Consider the following 15,655-nt stretch of genomic DNA (forward strand, 5'->3'; position numbering starts at 1 on the left):
GCCGCGGACTCTAGGCGCTGACCGCCTGGGCGGCCGTCGAGGACTGAGTCTGCGTGCTGTCCACGCCGCCCATGTGGTGGGCCTGGCGGAAGGCGTCGATGCCGGCGGAGATCTCGCTGGCGCTCAACTGGCCGTCGCCGTTGGTGTCCAGGCTGTTGAAGGCCGTGGACAGGCTGGTGGCGTCGCTGGAGCCGGCCGAAACCCCGAGCGCGCTCTCGACTTCGCTCAGGCTGAGGCTGCCGTCCTGGTTGGAGTCGGTCGCCCCGAGCAGCTGGTCGGCGAGGTCGGCGCCAGAGGCGCTGTCCGCGCCGCTCATGCCGCCCATGCCATGGTGGTGATGCCCGCCGTGGTGGGCGCCTTGCGGGCCTTGGGGCCCTTGTGTGCTTTGCGCGCCTTGGCCGCCATTCATGGCGGACAGGGCGTTGGTGAGTTCCTGTTGGCTGATTTCGCCGTCGCCATTCGTGTCGATCTGGGCGAATGCCTGGGAGAGCGCGTCCGCGCCCGAGGTCGTGTCGGTTCCGGAGGCGCTGTCCGCGCCGGAGGTGCTGCCCATGCCCAGCGCGTTTTCGATTTCGCTGAGGCTGAGGGAGCCGTCGCCGTTGGTGTCGGCCACGCTCATGATCTGCGAGGCGATGCTTGAGGCCTCCGACGGCGCTTCCTGCGCCGAGAGCAGCGAGGCCAGGGTGTTCGAGACGAATTGTGTCGCGCTCGGCCCGCCCGCCAGCTGGCTGGCCGTCTGGGTGGTGGAGGTCGAAGACGTGCTGGCGGAGCTGGCGCCCGGCAAATCCTGCCCGGCCGAGGCGGATTGAGATTGCAGCATCATGCTTAGGAGGCGTTGTGCCTCACCCCCTCCGTAAGCTGTTGGAGTTGAAGAAATTTGCATCTAAGCCTCACCTGAGGTTTCAAGGACGCGCGGCGATTTGCGCCCCTGGGAGCCCGCCGCGCGGCGTAAGCCATGCAAATTCCGGGGTATTTGGAGTTGCGGCCGAATGTTTCGGCCTTTGCTGCAAGGGTGTAACGATAGGCCGCTGTTTTCAGCGGCCGACGAGCGGATCGGTGAACCGGAGCCATGCGCCGGACACAATCATGCTCGATCGATCTGGCCGTCGTGAGGGGTTGAAGTTGATGACTGGGTATTTTTCGCCGCTCGCCACTCGTTCAGCCGAAACGGCCCCCCGTGGCGCGCGTCGCCTGCGGGCCGGCGTGCTGCGTTTCGGGCCGGCGATGGTCAGCGTTTCAGCCCTGATCTGGGCCGCGCCGGCGCTCGCCCAGACCACCACGCCCCCGGCCTCGACCACGCTCACCGACAGCACCACAAAGCCGCAGGTCACCTCGCAGACCGGCGACCTGACCATCAACTCCGGCGTCACCGTCCACCCGCCGTCGGGCGTGGCGGTGACCCAGGACAGCAACAACTCCGTCACCAACAACGGCGAGATCCAGTTCCAGAACAAGAACGAGGTCACCGCCATCCTGTCGGTGGTCCCGACGTCCGGCCTCACGGGCTCGATCAGCAACAACGCCACCATCGAGGTCGACGACACCACCCAGCCGACCACCGACAAGAACGGCATCCTGCACGGCCCGTTCGCCAGCGGCCCGGACCGCAACGGCATCATCGTCACCGGCACCGGCACGCTCACCGGCGACATCGACAACAGCGCCACCGGCGTCATCACCATCAAGGGCGACAATTCCTCGGCCATCTCGATCGGGACCAACCTCAACGGCCAGATCATCAGCGCCGGCTCCATTTCCGCCTCGGGCACCAACGTTTTCGGCATCCACACCACCGGCTCGGTCAGCGGGCCGATCACCCTCGGCGGCACCATCTCCACGGCCGGCCAGGGCGCCCAGGCCGCGAACTTCGGCGGTGACATCGGCGGCCAGCTGGACATCAACGGGACCATCAGCTCGACCGGCTACCGCTTCACCACCCGCAGCACCGACCCGAATTTCCTGAAGGAACTGGCCGCCGACGACCTGCTGCAGGGCGGCGCGGCGGTCACCGTCAGCGGCAACGTCGCCGGCGGCGTCCTGGTGGACGCCTCGACCTCGACCGACGCCACCACGGGCGTGATCACCTCCGTCGAAGGCACCATCAGCCAGAGCGCCCAGGCGCCCGCGATGGTGATCGGCAACACCACGGCCGGACACAACATCGTGCTGGGCAACGTCGGCACCGACACGGACGCCTATGGCCTGGAGATCAAGGGCGCGGTCGCCTCCTCGGGCGTCTACGACGGCGTCTCCTCCACCGGCATCCAGGTGGGCATCGCCGGCGGCGGCACAGTCAACACCAGCGGCGGCATCCACATCGTCGGGAGCGTCACCGCCACCTCCTGGCTGGCCGATTCGACGGCCATGGCGCTGACCGGCACGATCGCCCCCCTGATTCGCAACGAGGGCGACATCGGCGCGTCGCTGAATTCCGACGCCGTCGGCATCACCGCGCGGGCGATCACCATCGACGCCACCTCCGTCCTGACCACCCTGCAGAACGCCGCCAACATCACCGCCACGGTGGCCGGCCCGTCGGCGAACGCCATCGTCATCCAGGACAAGTCCGGCACCCTCGCCGAAATCGAGAACATCGGCATCATCGCCACCGGCCGCACCTTCACCGCCTCCTCTGCGGTGACCGGCCAGAGCGTGGCGATGGACCTGTCGGCCAACACCAGCGGCGTGCACATCATCCAGTTCCTGCCGAGCGGGGACACGCTGGCGCCCGAGATCATCGGCGACATCACCACGGGCTCCGGCGCCGACCGGCTGGAGTTCCTGGCCGGCACGGTGACCGGCAACATCAACCTGGGCGCCGGCGCCAACAGCCTCAGCATCGACAATGGCACGGTGGTGAAGGGCAACCTGGACGCCCCCGGCGGCACGCTGGCGCTGAGCATCGGCACGGGCTCGCTGACCATCAACGACGCCAGCCAGCTGAAGCTGCCCACCCTGTCGATGGGCTCCGCCGCGGCCCTGGTGGTCACCGCGGACCCAGTGGCCGGCACGGCGACCAATCTGAACGTGTCCGGCGCCGCCAACATCGCCAGCGGCGCCACCATCGGCGTCCGCGTCGCCTCGGTGCTGCAGGGCACGGAGACCTTCAACATCGTGCAGGCCGGCCAGCTGAACGTCGGCGCCTCCGCCTCCAGCCTGCTGGGCTCTTCGCCCTTCCTCTATAACACCAGCCTGGCCGTCAACTCGGCCACCGGCTCGATCAACGCCACCCTGTCGACCAAGACCGCCGCCCAGCTCGGCCTGCCGTCGGCCACCGCCGCGGGCCTGGCCCCCTTGCTTGCGAACATCAGCAAGGACGCGGGCCTGGAGAGCGCGCTCCTGTCCCAGACCACCCAGTCGGGCCTGGTCAACCTCTACAACCAGATGATGCCGAACCATTCCGCCAGCATCTTCAACACCGTGGCCGCCAGCGTGGGCGCCATGAGCCGGCCGCTGGACGACCGGCAGGACCCGGTGGGCGGCGGCTTCTGGATGCAGGAAACCAACGCCGGGGTGTTCCAGAACGGCCACGACAACGACCCGGGCTACAAGGCCTGGAGCTTCGGCGCCGTCGCCGGCTACGAGGTCCCGAAGACCCCGTTGGGCATCCTGGGCGCCACCTTCGGCGCCAGCGCCAACCAGATCTACGCCGACGATGTCGACCCGTCGCAGGACCTGCACGCCAATCTGGTCGACGCCGGCGTCTATTGGCGGATCACCAAGGGCGGCTTCTCGGCCAATGTGCACCTGGGCGCCGACTATGTGCAGGTCACCTCGACCCGGGTGATCGAGGTCCTGGGCGGCGACGGCCTGGCGGTCTCGCGCGCCGCCGATGGCCACTGGAACGCCTGGGGCGTCAACGCCCACGCCATGGCCAGCTACGAGGCGCACCTGGGCAAGGCCTACATCCGGCCCCTGGTCAACGTGGACTACATGCGGCTGGAGGAAGGCGCCTACACCGAGACCGGCGGCGGCGACGGCATGGACCTGGCGGTCAACTCGCGCACCAGCTCGCGCCTGTCGGCCTTCGCCGGCGTCGCGGTGGGCGCGCTCTATGGCCCCGACCACTCCTGGGGTCCGGAGGCCCTGATCGGCTACCGCTCGGTGACCAACGAGGTGCTCGGCAACACGACGGCCAAGTTCGTGGCCGGCGGCGACCCGTTCACGCTGAGCTCCGAGGACATATCGGGCTCGGGCGCGGCGGTGCACCTGTCGCTGCGCGGCGAGAACGGCTCGGGCGGCTTCGCGGTGGAGACCGGCGCCGAACAGCGCGACGGCCTCAGCATCTACGACCTGCGGCTGACCGGGCACGTGCAGTTCTAGGGGCACGCCCGCCCGGGCGGCCTCTGGCGCGCGTCGGCCCGTGGTGCTTAGCTTGGCCATCGGCTGAGCGGGAGCAGGACGATGCGGAGGATCTGGACGGCGGCCTCTGGGGTTCTGGCCGCAGGCGTCCTGCTGGCCGCCGGCGCGGGACAGGCGCAGGTGAAGTCGGGGGCCGAGAGCGGCCTAGGCCTGACGGGCGCCGACGTTCCGCCGTTGCTGCAGACCGTGGAGGCCCATCCCTACGCGCCGCCGACCGCCATGACCTGCCCGGCCCTGACCTCCGAACTCGTCCAGCTGGACGATCTCCTGGGTCCGGACATCGACAATGACACCGAGGCCGAGCCCCAGTCGCGCACCGACAAGATCCGCAGCTCCGGCGCCGATCTGGTCCGCGGCATGGTGCCCTACGGCGGGGTGGTGCGCACGCTCACCGGGGCCAGCAAGAAGGACAAGCTGCTGGCCAAGGCGGTGACGGCCGGCTACGCGCGGCGCGGCTTCCTGCGCGGCCTGGCGCTGACCCGGAAATGCGCGCCGCCGGTGACTGCGCCTACGGCCGCCAAGCCCGCGAACTGACGCGCCCGTCGCCGGGCGCGGCATCTAAGCTTCTGATTTCGCTGGCGCACCCGACACGATTCGAACGTGTGACCTTTGCCTTCGGAGGGCAACGCTCTATCCAGCTGAGCTACGGGTGCCGATCCAGCGGAGGCGTGTGTCTAGCCGAAAGGCCGCCCCGGCGCTAGGCGCCCTTGACGTTGTCCCAGAAGGTCTTAGCCTTGCCGGCGAAGCTGGCGTTCTTCGGATGCTGCTGGTCGCTGCAGAGGCCGGCGAACTCGCGCAGCAGCTCCTTCTGGCGGGCGGTGAGCTTGGCCGGGGTCTCGACGAACAGCTCCACCACCAGGTCGCCGCGGTCGCGGGAGCGCAGGGAGGGCATGCCGCGGCCCTTCAGGCGCACGGTGCGGCCGGTCTGGGCGCCTTCCGGCACCTTGACCCCGATCTTGCAGTTACCGTCGCAGTTCTCGCCGCCCATCAGGCAGGGCGCGTCGATCTCGCCGCCCAGGGCCGCGATCGCCATGGGCACCGGCACGGTGCAGAGCAGGTCCAGGCCGTCGCGCTCGAAGAGTTCGTGGGCGCGCACCGAGATGAAGATGTAGAGGTCGCCGCGCGGGCCGCCGCGCCGGCCGCCGTCGCCTTCGCCGGCCAGGCGGATCTGGGCGCCGTCGTCGACGCCGGCGGGGATGCGCACCGACAGCGTCCGCTCGCGCCGCACCTGGCCCATGCCGTGGCAGTCGGCGCAGGGGTCGAGCACCAGGCGGCCCGAGCCGCCGCAGCGCGGGCAGGCGCGCTCGATGGAGAAGAAGCCCTGGGTGGCGCGCACCCGGCCCGCGCCGCCGCAGGCGTTGCAGGTGGTGGGGCTGGTCCCAGGCTTGGCGCCCGAGCCCTGGCAGGTCTCGCAGGACAGCGCCGCCGGCACGATGATCTCAACCTCGGCGCCGGCATAGGCCTGCTCAAGGGTGATCTCCAGGTCGTAGCGCAGGTCCTGGCCGCGGGCCGGGCCGGTGCGCTGCGGGCCGCGCGGGCCGCCGCCGAACATCTCGCCGAAGACGTCGCCGAACACTTCGTTGAAGATGTCGCCCACGTCGCGGAACTGAGGGCCGCTGGCGCCGCCCGAACCGTTCACGGCCGCGTGGCCGAAGCGGTCGTAGGCCGCGCGTTTCTGCGGGTCGGAGAGGACCGAATAGGCCTCGTTGATTTCCTTGAATCGGCCGGCCGCGTCCTCGCAACCGCCATTGCGGTCGGGATGGTGCTCCATCGCGAGCTTGCGGAACGACGTCTTCAGGACGCCCGCGTCGCAGGTCCGCTCGACCCCGAGGATTTCATAATAGTCGCGCATCAAACCGCCAGGAGTTTGGTGTGTGGCTGTTGCTGAGAAGGTGGGAAAACCCCCGCCCGGCTGCAAGGCTTAAAGACCGAGCGGGCGGGGGTCCCTAGTCGCGCAGAAGCGGCGGCGACGTCCCCAGTGGCGATCTCTTCGCAAAAGACGTCCGAGTTCGCCATAGGGCAGGTTGTCACGCTCACTTCTTGTGGTCGTCGCCGTCGACTTCCTCGAACTCGGCGTCCACCACGTCCTCGCCATGCTGGGCGTGGGCGGCGTCCGCGTCGGAGGCGGGACCTTCGCCGGCGCCCTGCTGGGCCTTGTACATGGCTTCGCCGAGCTTCATCGACGCCTGGATCAGGGTCTGGGTCTTGGCGGAGATCGCCTCGGCGTCGCCGCCTTCGACACTGCCCTTCAGGTCATCGAGAGCGGTCTGGATCGCCGTCTTCTCGTCGACGCTGACCTTGTCGCCGTGCTCAGCCAGGGCCTTCTCGGTCGAGTGGATGACAGCGTCGGCCTGGTTCTTGGCCTCGACGCCCGCCTTACGCTTCTCGTCCTCGGCCTTGTTGGACTCGGCTTCCTTGACCATGGCGTCGATGTCCTGATCCGAGAGGCCGCCGTTGGCCTGGATGCGGATCGACTGTTCCTTGTTGGTCGCCTTGTCGCGGGCCTGGACGTTGACGATGCCGTTGGCGTCGATGTCGAAGGTCACCTCGACCTGCGGCACGCCGCGCGGCGCCGGCGGGATGCCCACCAGGTCGAACTGGCCCAGCATCTTGTTGTCCGCCGCCATCGGCCGTTCGCCCTGGAACACCCGGATGGTCACCGCCGACTGGTTGTCGTCGGCCGTGGAGAAGGTCTGGCTGCGCTTGGTCGGAATGGTCGTGTTGCGCTCGATCAGCGGGGTGAAGACGCCGCCCAGGGTCTCGATGCCCAGGGTCAGCGGGGTCACGTCCAGCAAGAGCACGTCCTTGACGTCGCCTTGCAGCACGCCCGCCTGCACCGCCGCGCCCAGCGCCACCACCTCGTCGGGGTTGACGCCCTTGTGCGGCTCGCGGCCGAAGAAGGCCTTCACGGTGTCGACCACCGCCGGCATGCGGGTCATGCCGCCGACCAGGATCACCTCGTCGATGTCGGAGGTCTTCAGGCCCGCGTCCTTCAGCGCCTGCTCGCAGGGGCCGATGGTCTTGGCCACCAGGTCCTCCACCAGGCCTTCCAGCTTGGCGCGGGAGAGCTTGATGTTGAGGTGCAGCGGGCCGTTGGCGTTCATCGAGATGAACGGCAGGTTCACCTCGTACTGGGTGACGCTCGACAGCTCCTTCTTGGCCTTTTCGGCCTCTTCCTTCAGGCGCTGCAGGGCCAGCTTGTCCTTGCGCAGGTCGACGCCCTGCTCCTTCTTGAACTCGTCGGCCAGGAAGTCGACGATCCGCAGGTCGAAGTCCTCGCCGCCCAGGAAGGTGTCGCCGTTGGTGGACTTCACCTCGAAGACGCCGTCGCCGATCTCCAGGATCGACACGTCGAAGGTGCCGCCGCCCAGGTCGTAGACCGCGATCTTCTTGCCGTCGTTCTTCTCAAGCCCGTAGGCGAGCGCCGCGGCGGTGGGTTCGTTGATGATGCGCAGGACTTCGAGGCCCGCGATCTTGCCGGCGTCCTTGGTCGCCTGGCGCTGGGCGTCGTTGAAATAGGCCGGGACGGTGATCACCGCCTTTTCGACCTTCTCGCCGAGGTGCTGCTCGGCGGCTTCCTTCATCTTCTGCAGGATGAAGGCCGACACCTGCTGGGGCGAATAGTCCTTGCCCTGGGCCTTCACCCAGGCGTCGCCGTTCGGCCCCTTGACGATGTCGTAGGGCACCATGCCCTTGTCCTTCTCCACCATCGGGTCGGTCATCTGGCGGCCGATCAGGCGCTTGATGGCGAACAGGGTGTTGGCGGGATTGGTCACCGCCTGGCGCTTGGCCGGCTGGCCGACCAGCCGTTCGCCGTCCTCCAGGAAGGCGACGACGGATGGCGTGGTGCGCGCGCCCTCGGCGTTTTCGATCACCTTCGGCGTCTTGCCATCCATGATGGCGACGCAGGAATTGGTCGTGCCGAGGTCGATACCGATAATCTTGCTCATAGAGAGTCTAGCTCGCTCCTAATTGGCGGACGTGGCGGGAGGCCTTCTTGGGAAGCGCCCCGAAGTTGCAACGTCCCCGGTTCGATCAGGTCTCAGCTGGGTTTCCTATAAGGCGGTTTCCTTACCAAGGAACCCAGCGTCGCCAGCCGATATGGGGAAACTAGCCGCGCCCGCAAGGGTGAAAGTTCTCCAATCGCGCCAAGCACATGAGTCAGAACGGGAGTCCGAGAAGACTCCGGGCCGGTCAGCTTACACCGTCACTTTGACGGCGGACGCCGGGCGCGGCAGTGTCGGCTTAACAGAAAACAGCCCTGTCCCGGAGGTTTCCTTGGTCACTCTCACCCGCGCCGACGGCAATTGGACCGGCGATCTCGACATCACGCGGCGCTCCATCGCGCTGGCCCTGGCCGGCGGCTATGCCGTGGCGGCCTTTTCCGCGGAGGCCGAGACGATCACCACCGACACGGTGGGCCTCGTCGCCGAGACCGTCGAGATCCAGAGCGCCGACCGCAAGATCCCCGGCTACCTCGCGCGGCCGGCGGGGGCCGGCAAGCACCCGGTCGTGTTCGTCAATTCCGAGGTGTTCGGGGTCCACGAGTGGGTCAAGGACATCTGCCGCCGGCTGGCCAAGGCCGGCTATGTGGCGCTGGCCCCCGACCTTTTCGTCCGCGCCGGCGACCCATCGAAGACCACCGACATGAAGGTGGTGATGGACATCGTGAAGGCCACGCCCGAGGCGCAGGTGCTGGCCGACACCACCGCCTCGCTGAAATACCTCTCCGCCCAGCCCTTCGCCGACATGAAGCGCCTGGGCGTCACCGGCTTCTGCTGGGGCGGCGGGGCGACCTGGCGCTGCTGCGAAGTCTATCCGGAGTTCAAGGCGGGCGTGGCCTGGTACGGGCCGCTGAAGCCCGCGTCCTATCCGCGCGTCTCGCCCTTCGAGGGCGTGAAGGACCTGAAATGCCCGGTGCTCGGCCTCTATGGCGGCCAGGACAAGGGCATCCCGGCCCAGGATATCGACGACATGCGCAAAGCGCTCGCCGCGGCCGGCAAGAGCGCCGAGATCGTCGTCTATCCGGACAGCCAGCACGGCTTCCTCGCCGACTACCGAACGAGCTACGATCCCAAGGCCTCGGCGGAGGCCTGGCCGAAGATGCTGGCCTTCTTCAAGGCCCACGGGGTCGCGTGATGCGCGCTTAGTGCGGGGCCTCGTCGGGCGGGGGCGCCGGCGGGGCTTCCGTCGGCGCTGCGCCAGCCGGCGCTGCGGGCGCGGCCGGGGCGGCGACCCCGGGCGGCGCGGTCTCGGCGGCGGCCTTAGCGGCCTCGTCAGCCTCTTCCTTGGCTTCCTTCTCCGCCTCGAGGCGCTCCTTCTCCTCGGGCGTCAGTTCGCGGGGCTGGGCCGCGCCTTCGATGCGGTCGGCGCCCAGCGGGGTGGCGTCGGCGGCCACCAGCGGGGCCGCGCCGACGGCGCCCGCCGCCTTCTGGCCCGGCATGCGCCCGTGCGACGGGACGTTGACCACCCCGAGCGTGAAGGCCGAAAGCGCCACCAGGACGATAAAGCCCGCGACCACCTGCAGGACGCGATGCGGCATGGACCATTGCATGGCGCGGACCCTACTTCCGGCGCCTTCCGCCCGCAAATCCGAAGCGGCGGGGGCGGCCAAGTAAATGCCGGTTAACCATCCGGACGCCAAACATGCCGCAAGCGAACATGAGACGGCTGATTTGCCGGCGGGCTTGAGTTGGAGTTTCGAGGGATGGCGCGGACGGCGCGGAAGACCGGGATGGCCCTGGTCTGGCACATCGCGGACCTCGCCTGGTCGCACCCGGGCGCGGCGCGCCTGCGCGGCGGCGTCACCGCGGCCGCCGGCGCGGGCCTGGCCGTGGCCTTCGCCACCTACAACCCCGCCGATCCCAGCCTGAACGCCGCCAACCTGGCGCGCCCCACCAATGCGCTCGGCGGCCCCGGCGCGACCCTGGCCGACCTCTTCCTGCAGTCGCTGGGCCTGGCCTGCGGGCTCGCCGCCCTGACCATGGTGGTGCTGGGCCTTTGCCGGGCCGTGGCCAGCGATCCCGCGGCGGGACGCGGCCGCCTGCGCCTGCGCGCCCTGGCCGGGGCCGGCGGCGTGCTGGCCCTGGCCGCAGCGCTCGCCTGGCCCGCGCCGCCCGCCGCCTGGCCGCTCGCCAAGGGCCTCGGCGGCCTCTGGGGCGACGCCCTGCTGGGCGGCCTCGCCCGCCTTCTGGCCTACGCCCACCTGCCGTTCGCCCAGCCGATCGCCGCCGCCGCTTTCCTGGCCGTTGGCCTGGCCGCCCTGGGCTACGCCATCGGCCTGCGCCGCGCCGAGCTGCACGGCTTCGGCGACTGGCTCTCGGTGATCCTGACGCCCAAACCCAAGCTGGTCGCCGCCAAGCCTGAAAAGGCCGAGCGCGCCCCCAAGGTCTCGGCCCGCGAGCGGCGCGAGGCCGGCATCGCCGACGCCGCCCTGGATCCGGCGCCCGTCCTCGCCACCGAGCTGGGCGAGGGCCCCAAGGTCAAGGCGCCCAAGTCCGCGCCCAAGGAAAGCCCGCGCGAGCAGCGCGAGGCGCAGTCCACCTTCGAGTTCGTCCGGCCCGGCGGCTTCGTCCTGCCGGAGCTCTCCATGCTGGCCAAGCCCAAGCCGCGGGCCGCCCAGTTCGACGAGGGCGCGCTGCGCCAGAACGCCCAGCTGCTGGAGAGCGTGCTGGCCGAATTCGGCGTCCGCGGCCAGGTGGACCAGATCCGCCCCGGCCCGGTGGTCACCCTCTACGAGCTGGTCCCGGCCGCCGGCGTGAAGTCCGCCCGCGTGGTGGCGCTCAGCGACGATATCGCCCGCTCCATGAGCGTCGCGGCTTGCCGCGTCTCGGTGGTGCCGGGCCGCAACGCCATCGGCATCGAGCTGCCCAACCAGAAGCGCGAGACCGTCTACCTGCGCGACCTGCTCGCTTCCACCGAGTATGAGCGCGGCGGCCAGAGCCTGCCCATGGCGCTGGGCGAGACCATCGGCGGCGAGCCCTACATCACCGACCTGGCGCGTATGCCGCACCTCCTGATCGCCGGCACCACCGGCTCGGGCAAGTCGGTGGGCGTCAACGCCATGATCCTGTCGATCCTCTACCGCCTGCCGCCGGACCAGTGCCGGATGATCATGATCGACCCGAAGATGCTGGAGCTCAGTGTCTACGACGGCATCCCGCACCTCTTGGCGCCCGTCGTCACCGACCCGAAGAAGGCCATCGTCGCGCTCAAGTGGACCGTGCGCGAGATGGAGGACCGCTACCGCCGCATGTCGAAGATCGGGGTGCGCAACGTCGCCTCCTACAACGAGCGCGCCAAGGAGGCCGCCGCCAAGGGCGAGCACTTCGAGCGGACCGTCCAGACCGGCTTCGACGACGGCGGCCGGCCGATCTACGAGAGCGAGAAGATCACCCCCGAGCCCATGCCCTACCTGGTCGTGGTCATCGACGAGGTGGCCGACCTGATGATGGTGGCCGGCAAGGACATCGAAGGCGCCGTCCAGCGCCTGGCGCAGATGGCGCGGGCCGCCGGCATCCACCTGATCATGGCCACCCAGCGCCCCTCGGTGGATGTGATCACCGGCACCATCAAGGCCAACTTCCCGACCCGGATCAGCTTCCAGGTCACCTCCAAGATCGACAGCCGCACCATCCTGGGCGAGCAGGGCGCCGAGCAGCTGCTGGGCCAGGGCGACCAGCTCTACATGGCCGGCGGCGGGCGGATCACCCGCCTGCACGGCCCCTTCGTCTCCGACGGCGAGGTCGAGGCGGTGGCCAAGTTCCTGCGCGAGCAGGGCCAGCCGCAATACCTGGAGGAGGTCACCGCCGCGCCGGACGAGGACGCCGAGCAGGGCGACTTCGGCTTCGGCGGCGAGGGCGAGGGCGGCGGCAACGACCTCTACGACAAGGCCGTCGCCGTGGTGACCCGCGACGGCAAGGCGTCGACCAGCTACATCCAGCGCCGCCTGCAGATCGGCTACAACCGCGCCGCCTCGCTGATCGAGCGGATGGAGCAGGAAGGCGTCGTCGGCCCCGCCAACCACGCCGGCAAACGCGAGATCCTGGTCAGCGCCGCGCCGTAGGGGGCGCTGCTTGCCCTTGACGCCGTGTCATCCCGGTTTCGCCGCAGGCGAAGACCGGGATCCATAGACGCTGCGGCGCCGGGGAAGACGCACATCGCCGCCGCCTTACGATCTCACCGCCGCCGACGCGTATGGGTCCCGGACAAGCGCTGCGCGCTTTCCGGGATGACACCGATGGGGAAAGAGCGGTCGGCGTGGCCATCTCCAGGCGCCACTCCGCCTTGGATCTCATGGATGATGCGAGCTTCCGGGCCTGGGCAAGTCAAGGACCGGCCCTTGGCCGGCCGCATCGCGGCGACGCTCCGCGTCGTCCTTGAGTTGCCCAGGCCCGGAAGCAAACTGGCCGCCATGAGATTTAAGCCGCAGTCCGCGGGTTCATGCCTCGACCTTGGTTGCACACCCGCACCTCACCCATGAATCCCCCCGAACGCGTCCGGCATGGGTCGGCCCGTCTCGAGATATGTCTTCATGTTGGCCAGCACCGCGGGCCAGCCTTGGGAAATGTCCTTCAGGCCCTCCGGGGTCAGCTCCGTGTGGGTCACCGTCAGCCGGACCTTCTCGCCTAGCGGTTCGATGTCGAAGGCGACCCGGCTGGTCCGCTCAGGGTTCCCGACTTGCGAGGCGGGCGTCCAGCTCAGCACCAGGCGCGTGGGCGGGTCGGTCTCCAGCACCTCGCCGACCAGATCGGCGGGCTTGCCCGCGAACCCGTGCGTCCATGCCGAACCCACCTTCCAGTCGGAGACGTTGCTCCGCTGCCAGTAGGCGCCGCTGAGCTCGGCGTCGGTAATCGCGTCCCAGACCTTCTGCGGCGTGGTCACGATATAGGTCACATAGACGAAGCTAGGCTTATCCATGGTCGTCTCCTTCGAGGCGTTGCTTCAGCGCGGCCAGGGCGTCGAGCCGCGGCCGTTCGAACTTGGCGATCCAGCGGGCGTGGGCCTCATGGATCGGCACGGGGTTCAGGTAGTGCAGCTTCTCTCGGCCCCGCCTGACGGTGGCGACCAGGTCCGCGGCCTCCAGCACCGCCAGGTGCTGGCTCACCGCCTGGCGGGTCATGGCGAGGCGCGAAGCGAGCGCGCCCAGGGTCTGGCCGGGGTCGCGGAAGAGATCGTCCAGCAGCGCCCGGCGGCTCGCATCCGCCAGCGCCTTGAAGACCCTGTCCATGTCGTCGGTCATGACGCTTATATGCAAGCAAATACTTGCATGTCAAGCCGCGCTCAACGGCTTCGGCGGCCGCCCGGCCGGTGACCCTTGGTCATCGGGTCCGGCTTTTTGGGAAGCTGGCGCGGCGGATCGCGGCGGTAGTCTTCCTGGCTGGTCCCCAGGCCCATGCGTCCGGGCTGCTGCTCGGTGAGCGGGCTCTCGCCGGACCGCAGGCGCGCGATGGCGTCGGCCAGCAAGTCGGCGGTCTCCACGTCGCCGGCGGCGCGGGCCTCGGCCTCGCGGGCTTCGAGCTTTGCGATGGCGTCCATGGCGCAGCAACGTAGCATAGGGCCCGTCCGTTGCGCCGATCCGGAGTGGGCCATGCGCCTTTCGCCCCTGTGTCTCGCCGCCGCCGTCCTAGCGGGTCCGGCCACCCCCGCCCTCGCCGCTGCGCCGGCCTGCACTCCGCCGCCCGGTCTTGCGCCCTCGCCGGTTCTCGACCCGCCGGCCCGGGAGGTGGTGAGCGGCGTCCCCGTCGCCGCCTACGTCCTGGCGCTGACCTGGACGCCCGAATGGTGCCGCGCCGGCGGCGCCGGGGCCACGGCCAAGGAGATGGAATGCGGCCGGCCGCTCGGCTTCACCCTGCACGGCCTGTGGCCCGACGGGGCGCATCCGCCCTATCCGCGCTTCTGCCATCCGGCCGGAGCGCTGGACGTCGCCACGGTGCGGTCGATGTACTGCCGCACGCCCTCGCCGGTGCTGCTTCAGCACGAGTGGCAGGCGCACGGGACCTGCGCGGCCTGGGCCACGCCGCAGGCCTATTTCGGCCAGGCCTCGGCGCTTTACGACAGGATCGTCGTCCCGCGGATCGAGACCATCCCCGCGAACGGCCTCACCGCCGGCGCGGTGCGCGCCGCGTTCGTGAGCAAGAACCCCTGGCTCACCGCCGAGGAGATCTTCATCCAGAGCCAGCGCGACGACCAGGACGCCCTGAGCGGGGTGCGCGTCTGCTACGACCTGAAGTTCAAGCCCGTGGCTGTCCGGGCGGCAATGGCGCGCCGGACCGCGCGCGGCTGACGCTGGCGCCCAGCCGCACCGGCGCCTTCTGACGATCCGGAGCGTTTAGGCGGCCAAACGCCTTGCCGCCGCCACGCCGGACCGCCACCTTCCCGGCCATGAGGATCCGACCCATGCTTTCCCGCCGCGCCCTGCTGGCGATGGCCGCCGCCGCGGCGATCCTGCCCTCCGCCGCCCTGACGCCGGTAGCCGCCTGCGCGGCCACGCCCGCCCAGGCCTTGTCGCCCGAGGACCGGGCGCTGGTCGACAAGGCTGTGGCCTATCTGCAGGACCTGACCGAGGCCAAGGGCCGTTTCGTGCAGACCGACGCGCGCGGCGCCACCACCCAGGGGGAGCTTTTCCTGAAGCGGCCCGGCAAGGCGCGCTTCGCCTACGATCCACCCTCCGGCCTGCTGGTGGTCTCCGACGGCGGCCGGGTGATCGTGCAGGACAAGCGCCTGGACACCTTCACCGCCTATCCGCTGGGCGCGACGCCGCTGTCGTTGTTCCTGGCCAAGACCATCCGCCTGGACAAGGGCGTGCAGGTGACCCGCGTCAGCCACGCCGCCGACGGCTTCACCGTCACCGCCCGCGACGGCAAGCGCGACACCGCCGGCCAGATCAGCCTGACCTTCACCGATGCGCCCATGGCCCTGACCGGCTGGACGGTCACCGACGCCCAAGGGCGCACGACCCAGATCCGCATCAGCGGCCTGCAGCGCGCCTCAGGCCTCGACCCGGCGCTGTTCGTCCTGATCAACCCGCACTCCGCCATGTCGGCGGCTCGCCCCTGATGTGACGAATTCGTCACGATCAAGCCATAAATTATCTCCGCTTGACTTTCACAAGCCCTGTGGCTTTGATGTCACTACGCCAGGAGCGCGCGCACGCGCCCTTGGATCCGTGCCGGAACCTATCCCCTCCCGGCGGCGGCATGAGAGACAACTGAACGCCCGGGCTTCTCCAGTGCCCGGGCGTCTCTTTTTGCCCCAACCGCGTCGCCCCATTCCCATCGCCCACCGCCCCGCT

Annotated in this window: 14 protein-coding genes and 1 tRNA gene; 7 read left to right on the plus strand and 8 right to left on the minus strand. The window is 69.6% G+C overall.

Annotated elements, in window-relative coordinates; all coding sequences use genetic code 11:
• Positions 1-10: 10 nt before the first annotated feature.
• On the minus strand, positions 11-613 hold the full coding sequence (locus E8A49_RS21910; RefSeq protein ID WP_293386425.1) for an EF-hand domain-containing protein: 603 nt from the start codon (positions 611-613) through the stop codon (positions 11-13).
• On the opposite strand from E8A49_RS21910, the gene E8A49_RS21915 reads away from it, so the two are divergent.
• From E8A49_RS21915 to E8A49_RS21925, 3 genes are all read left to right on the plus strand, one after another.
• A complete protein-coding gene (locus tag E8A49_RS21915; RefSeq protein WP_293386426.1) occupies positions 603-809 on the plus strand; it encodes a hypothetical protein in 207 nt (68 codons plus the stop codon). The genes E8A49_RS21910 and E8A49_RS21915 overlap by 11 nt on opposite strands.
• Positions 810-1,203: 394 nt before the next feature.
• Positions 1,204-4,323 carry an autotransporter domain-containing protein gene (locus E8A49_RS21920; protein WP_293386427.1) on the plus strand — a complete coding sequence of 1,040 codons (3,120 nt, stop codon included), beginning with the start codon at positions 1,204-1,206 and terminating at the stop codon, positions 4,321-4,323.
• Positions 4,324-4,404: 81 nt separating this feature from the next.
• Entirely contained in the window at positions 4,405-4,896 is a 492-nt protein-coding gene (locus E8A49_RS21925) for a hypothetical protein (RefSeq protein WP_293386428.1), read from the plus strand.
• Between the two features lie 42 nt (positions 4,897-4,938).
• On the opposite strand, the gene E8A49_RS21930 is transcribed toward E8A49_RS21925, so the two are convergent.
• The 3 genes from E8A49_RS21930 to dnaK all read right to left on the minus strand — a co-directional run bounded on the left by E8A49_RS21930 (position 4,939) and on the right by dnaK (position 8,312).
• Positions 4,939-5,015: transfer RNA gene (locus E8A49_RS21930), tRNA-Arg, on the minus strand.
• A gap of 44 nt (positions 5,016-5,059) precedes the next feature.
• Entirely contained in the window at positions 5,060-6,214 is a 1,155-nt protein-coding gene (gene dnaJ / locus E8A49_RS21935; RefSeq protein WP_293386429.1) for a molecular chaperone DnaJ, read from the minus strand.
• Positions 6,215-6,395: 181 nt separating this feature from the next.
• Positions 6,396-8,312: a molecular chaperone DnaK gene (gene dnaK / locus E8A49_RS21940; RefSeq protein ID WP_293386430.1), complete on the minus strand. Its 1,917-nt coding sequence runs from the start codon at positions 8,310-8,312 to the stop codon at positions 6,396-6,398.
• A gap of 328 nt (positions 8,313-8,640) precedes the next feature.
• Here dnaK and E8A49_RS21945 point away from each other — a divergent pair, with 328 nt between their 5' ends.
• Positions 8,641-9,501, plus strand: a complete 861-nt coding sequence (locus E8A49_RS21945) for a dienelactone hydrolase family protein (RefSeq protein WP_293386431.1) — start codon at positions 8,641-8,643, stop codon at positions 9,499-9,501.
• 7 nt (positions 9,502-9,508) lie between these two features.
• Here E8A49_RS21945 and E8A49_RS21950 read toward each other — a convergent pair whose 3' ends face one another.
• Positions 9,509-9,916, minus strand: coding sequence for a hypothetical protein (locus E8A49_RS21950; RefSeq protein WP_293386432.1), 408 nt, complete (start codon positions 9,914-9,916; stop codon positions 9,509-9,511).
• Between the two features lie 153 nt (positions 9,917-10,069).
• Between E8A49_RS21950 and E8A49_RS21955 the strand changes: the two genes are divergently transcribed.
• Positions 10,070-12,427: a DNA translocase FtsK gene (locus tag E8A49_RS21955; protein WP_293386433.1), complete on the plus strand. Its 2,358-nt coding sequence runs from the start codon at positions 10,070-10,072 to the stop codon at positions 12,425-12,427.
• Positions 12,428-12,834: 407 nt separating this feature from the next.
• On the opposite strand, the gene E8A49_RS21960 is transcribed toward E8A49_RS21955, so the two are convergent.
• The 3 genes from E8A49_RS21960 to E8A49_RS21970 are packed head-to-tail and all read right to left on the minus strand — an operon-like array spanning position 12,835 to position 13,899.
• Positions 12,835-13,281 (minus strand): SRPBCC family protein, encoded by a 447-nt coding sequence (locus tag E8A49_RS21960; RefSeq protein ID WP_293386434.1) that lies wholly within the window; start codon positions 13,279-13,281, stop codon positions 12,835-12,837.
• Positions 13,274-13,603, minus strand: a complete 330-nt coding sequence (locus E8A49_RS21965; protein WP_293386435.1) for a metalloregulator ArsR/SmtB family transcription factor — start codon at positions 13,601-13,603, stop codon at positions 13,274-13,276. The genes E8A49_RS21960 and E8A49_RS21965 overlap by 8 nt, the downstream gene beginning before the upstream one ends.
• Positions 13,604-13,644: 41 nt before the next feature.
• A complete protein-coding gene (locus E8A49_RS21970; RefSeq protein WP_293386436.1) occupies positions 13,645-13,899 on the minus strand; it encodes an excinuclease ABC subunit B in 255 nt (84 codons plus the stop codon).
• 52 nt (positions 13,900-13,951) lie between these two features.
• Here E8A49_RS21970 and E8A49_RS21975 point away from each other — a divergent pair, with 52 nt between their 5' ends.
• Both E8A49_RS21975 and E8A49_RS21980 read left to right on the plus strand, forming a co-directional pair.
• Complete coding sequence (locus tag E8A49_RS21975) at positions 13,952-14,647, plus strand: ribonuclease T (protein ID WP_293386437.1); 696 nt, start codon at positions 13,952-13,954, stop codon at positions 14,645-14,647.
• A 113-nt stretch (positions 14,648-14,760) separates the two neighbouring features.
• Complete coding sequence (locus tag E8A49_RS21980) at positions 14,761-15,420, plus strand: outer membrane lipoprotein carrier protein LolA (RefSeq protein WP_293386438.1); 660 nt, start codon at positions 14,761-14,763, stop codon at positions 15,418-15,420.
• The last annotated feature ends 235 nt before the right edge of the window (positions 15,421-15,655 follow it).

The organism is Phenylobacterium sp. (genome assembly GCF_004799515.1).
Classification (GTDB): Bacteria; Pseudomonadota; Alphaproteobacteria; order Caulobacterales; family Caulobacteraceae; genus Phenylobacterium.

Coding starts and splice junctions, on each gene's coding strand:
- E8A49_RS21925 (WP_293386428.1), top strand. CDS start 4,405: ATGCGGAGGATCTGGACGGCGGCCTCTGGGGTTCTGGCCGCAGGCGTC.
- dnaJ (WP_293386429.1), bottom strand. CDS start 6,214: ATGCGCGACTATTATGAAATCCTCGGGGTCGAGCGGACCTGCGACGCG.
- dnaK (WP_293386430.1), bottom strand. CDS start 8,312: ATGAGCAAGATTATCGGTATCGACCTCGGCACGACCAATTCCTGCGTC.
- E8A49_RS21950 (WP_293386432.1), bottom strand. CDS start 9,916: ATGCAATGGTCCATGCCGCATCGCGTCCTGCAGGTGGTCGCGGGCTTT.
- E8A49_RS21955 (WP_293386433.1), top strand. CDS start 10,070: ATGGCGCGGACGGCGCGGAAGACCGGGATGGCCCTGGTCTGGCACATC.
- E8A49_RS21960 (WP_293386434.1), bottom strand. CDS start 13,281: ATGGATAAGCCTAGCTTCGTCTATGTGACCTATATCGTGACCACGCCG.
- E8A49_RS21965 (WP_293386435.1), bottom strand. CDS start 13,603: ATGACCGACGACATGGACAGGGTCTTCAAGGCGCTGGCGGATGCGAGC.
- E8A49_RS21970 (WP_293386436.1), bottom strand. CDS start 13,899: ATGGACGCCATCGCAAAGCTCGAAGCCCGCGAGGCCGAGGCCCGCGCC.
- E8A49_RS21975 (WP_293386437.1), top strand. CDS start 13,952: ATGCGCCTTTCGCCCCTGTGTCTCGCCGCCGCCGTCCTAGCGGGTCCG.
- E8A49_RS21980 (WP_293386438.1), top strand. CDS start 14,761: ATGCTTTCCCGCCGCGCCCTGCTGGCGATGGCCGCCGCCGCGGCGATC.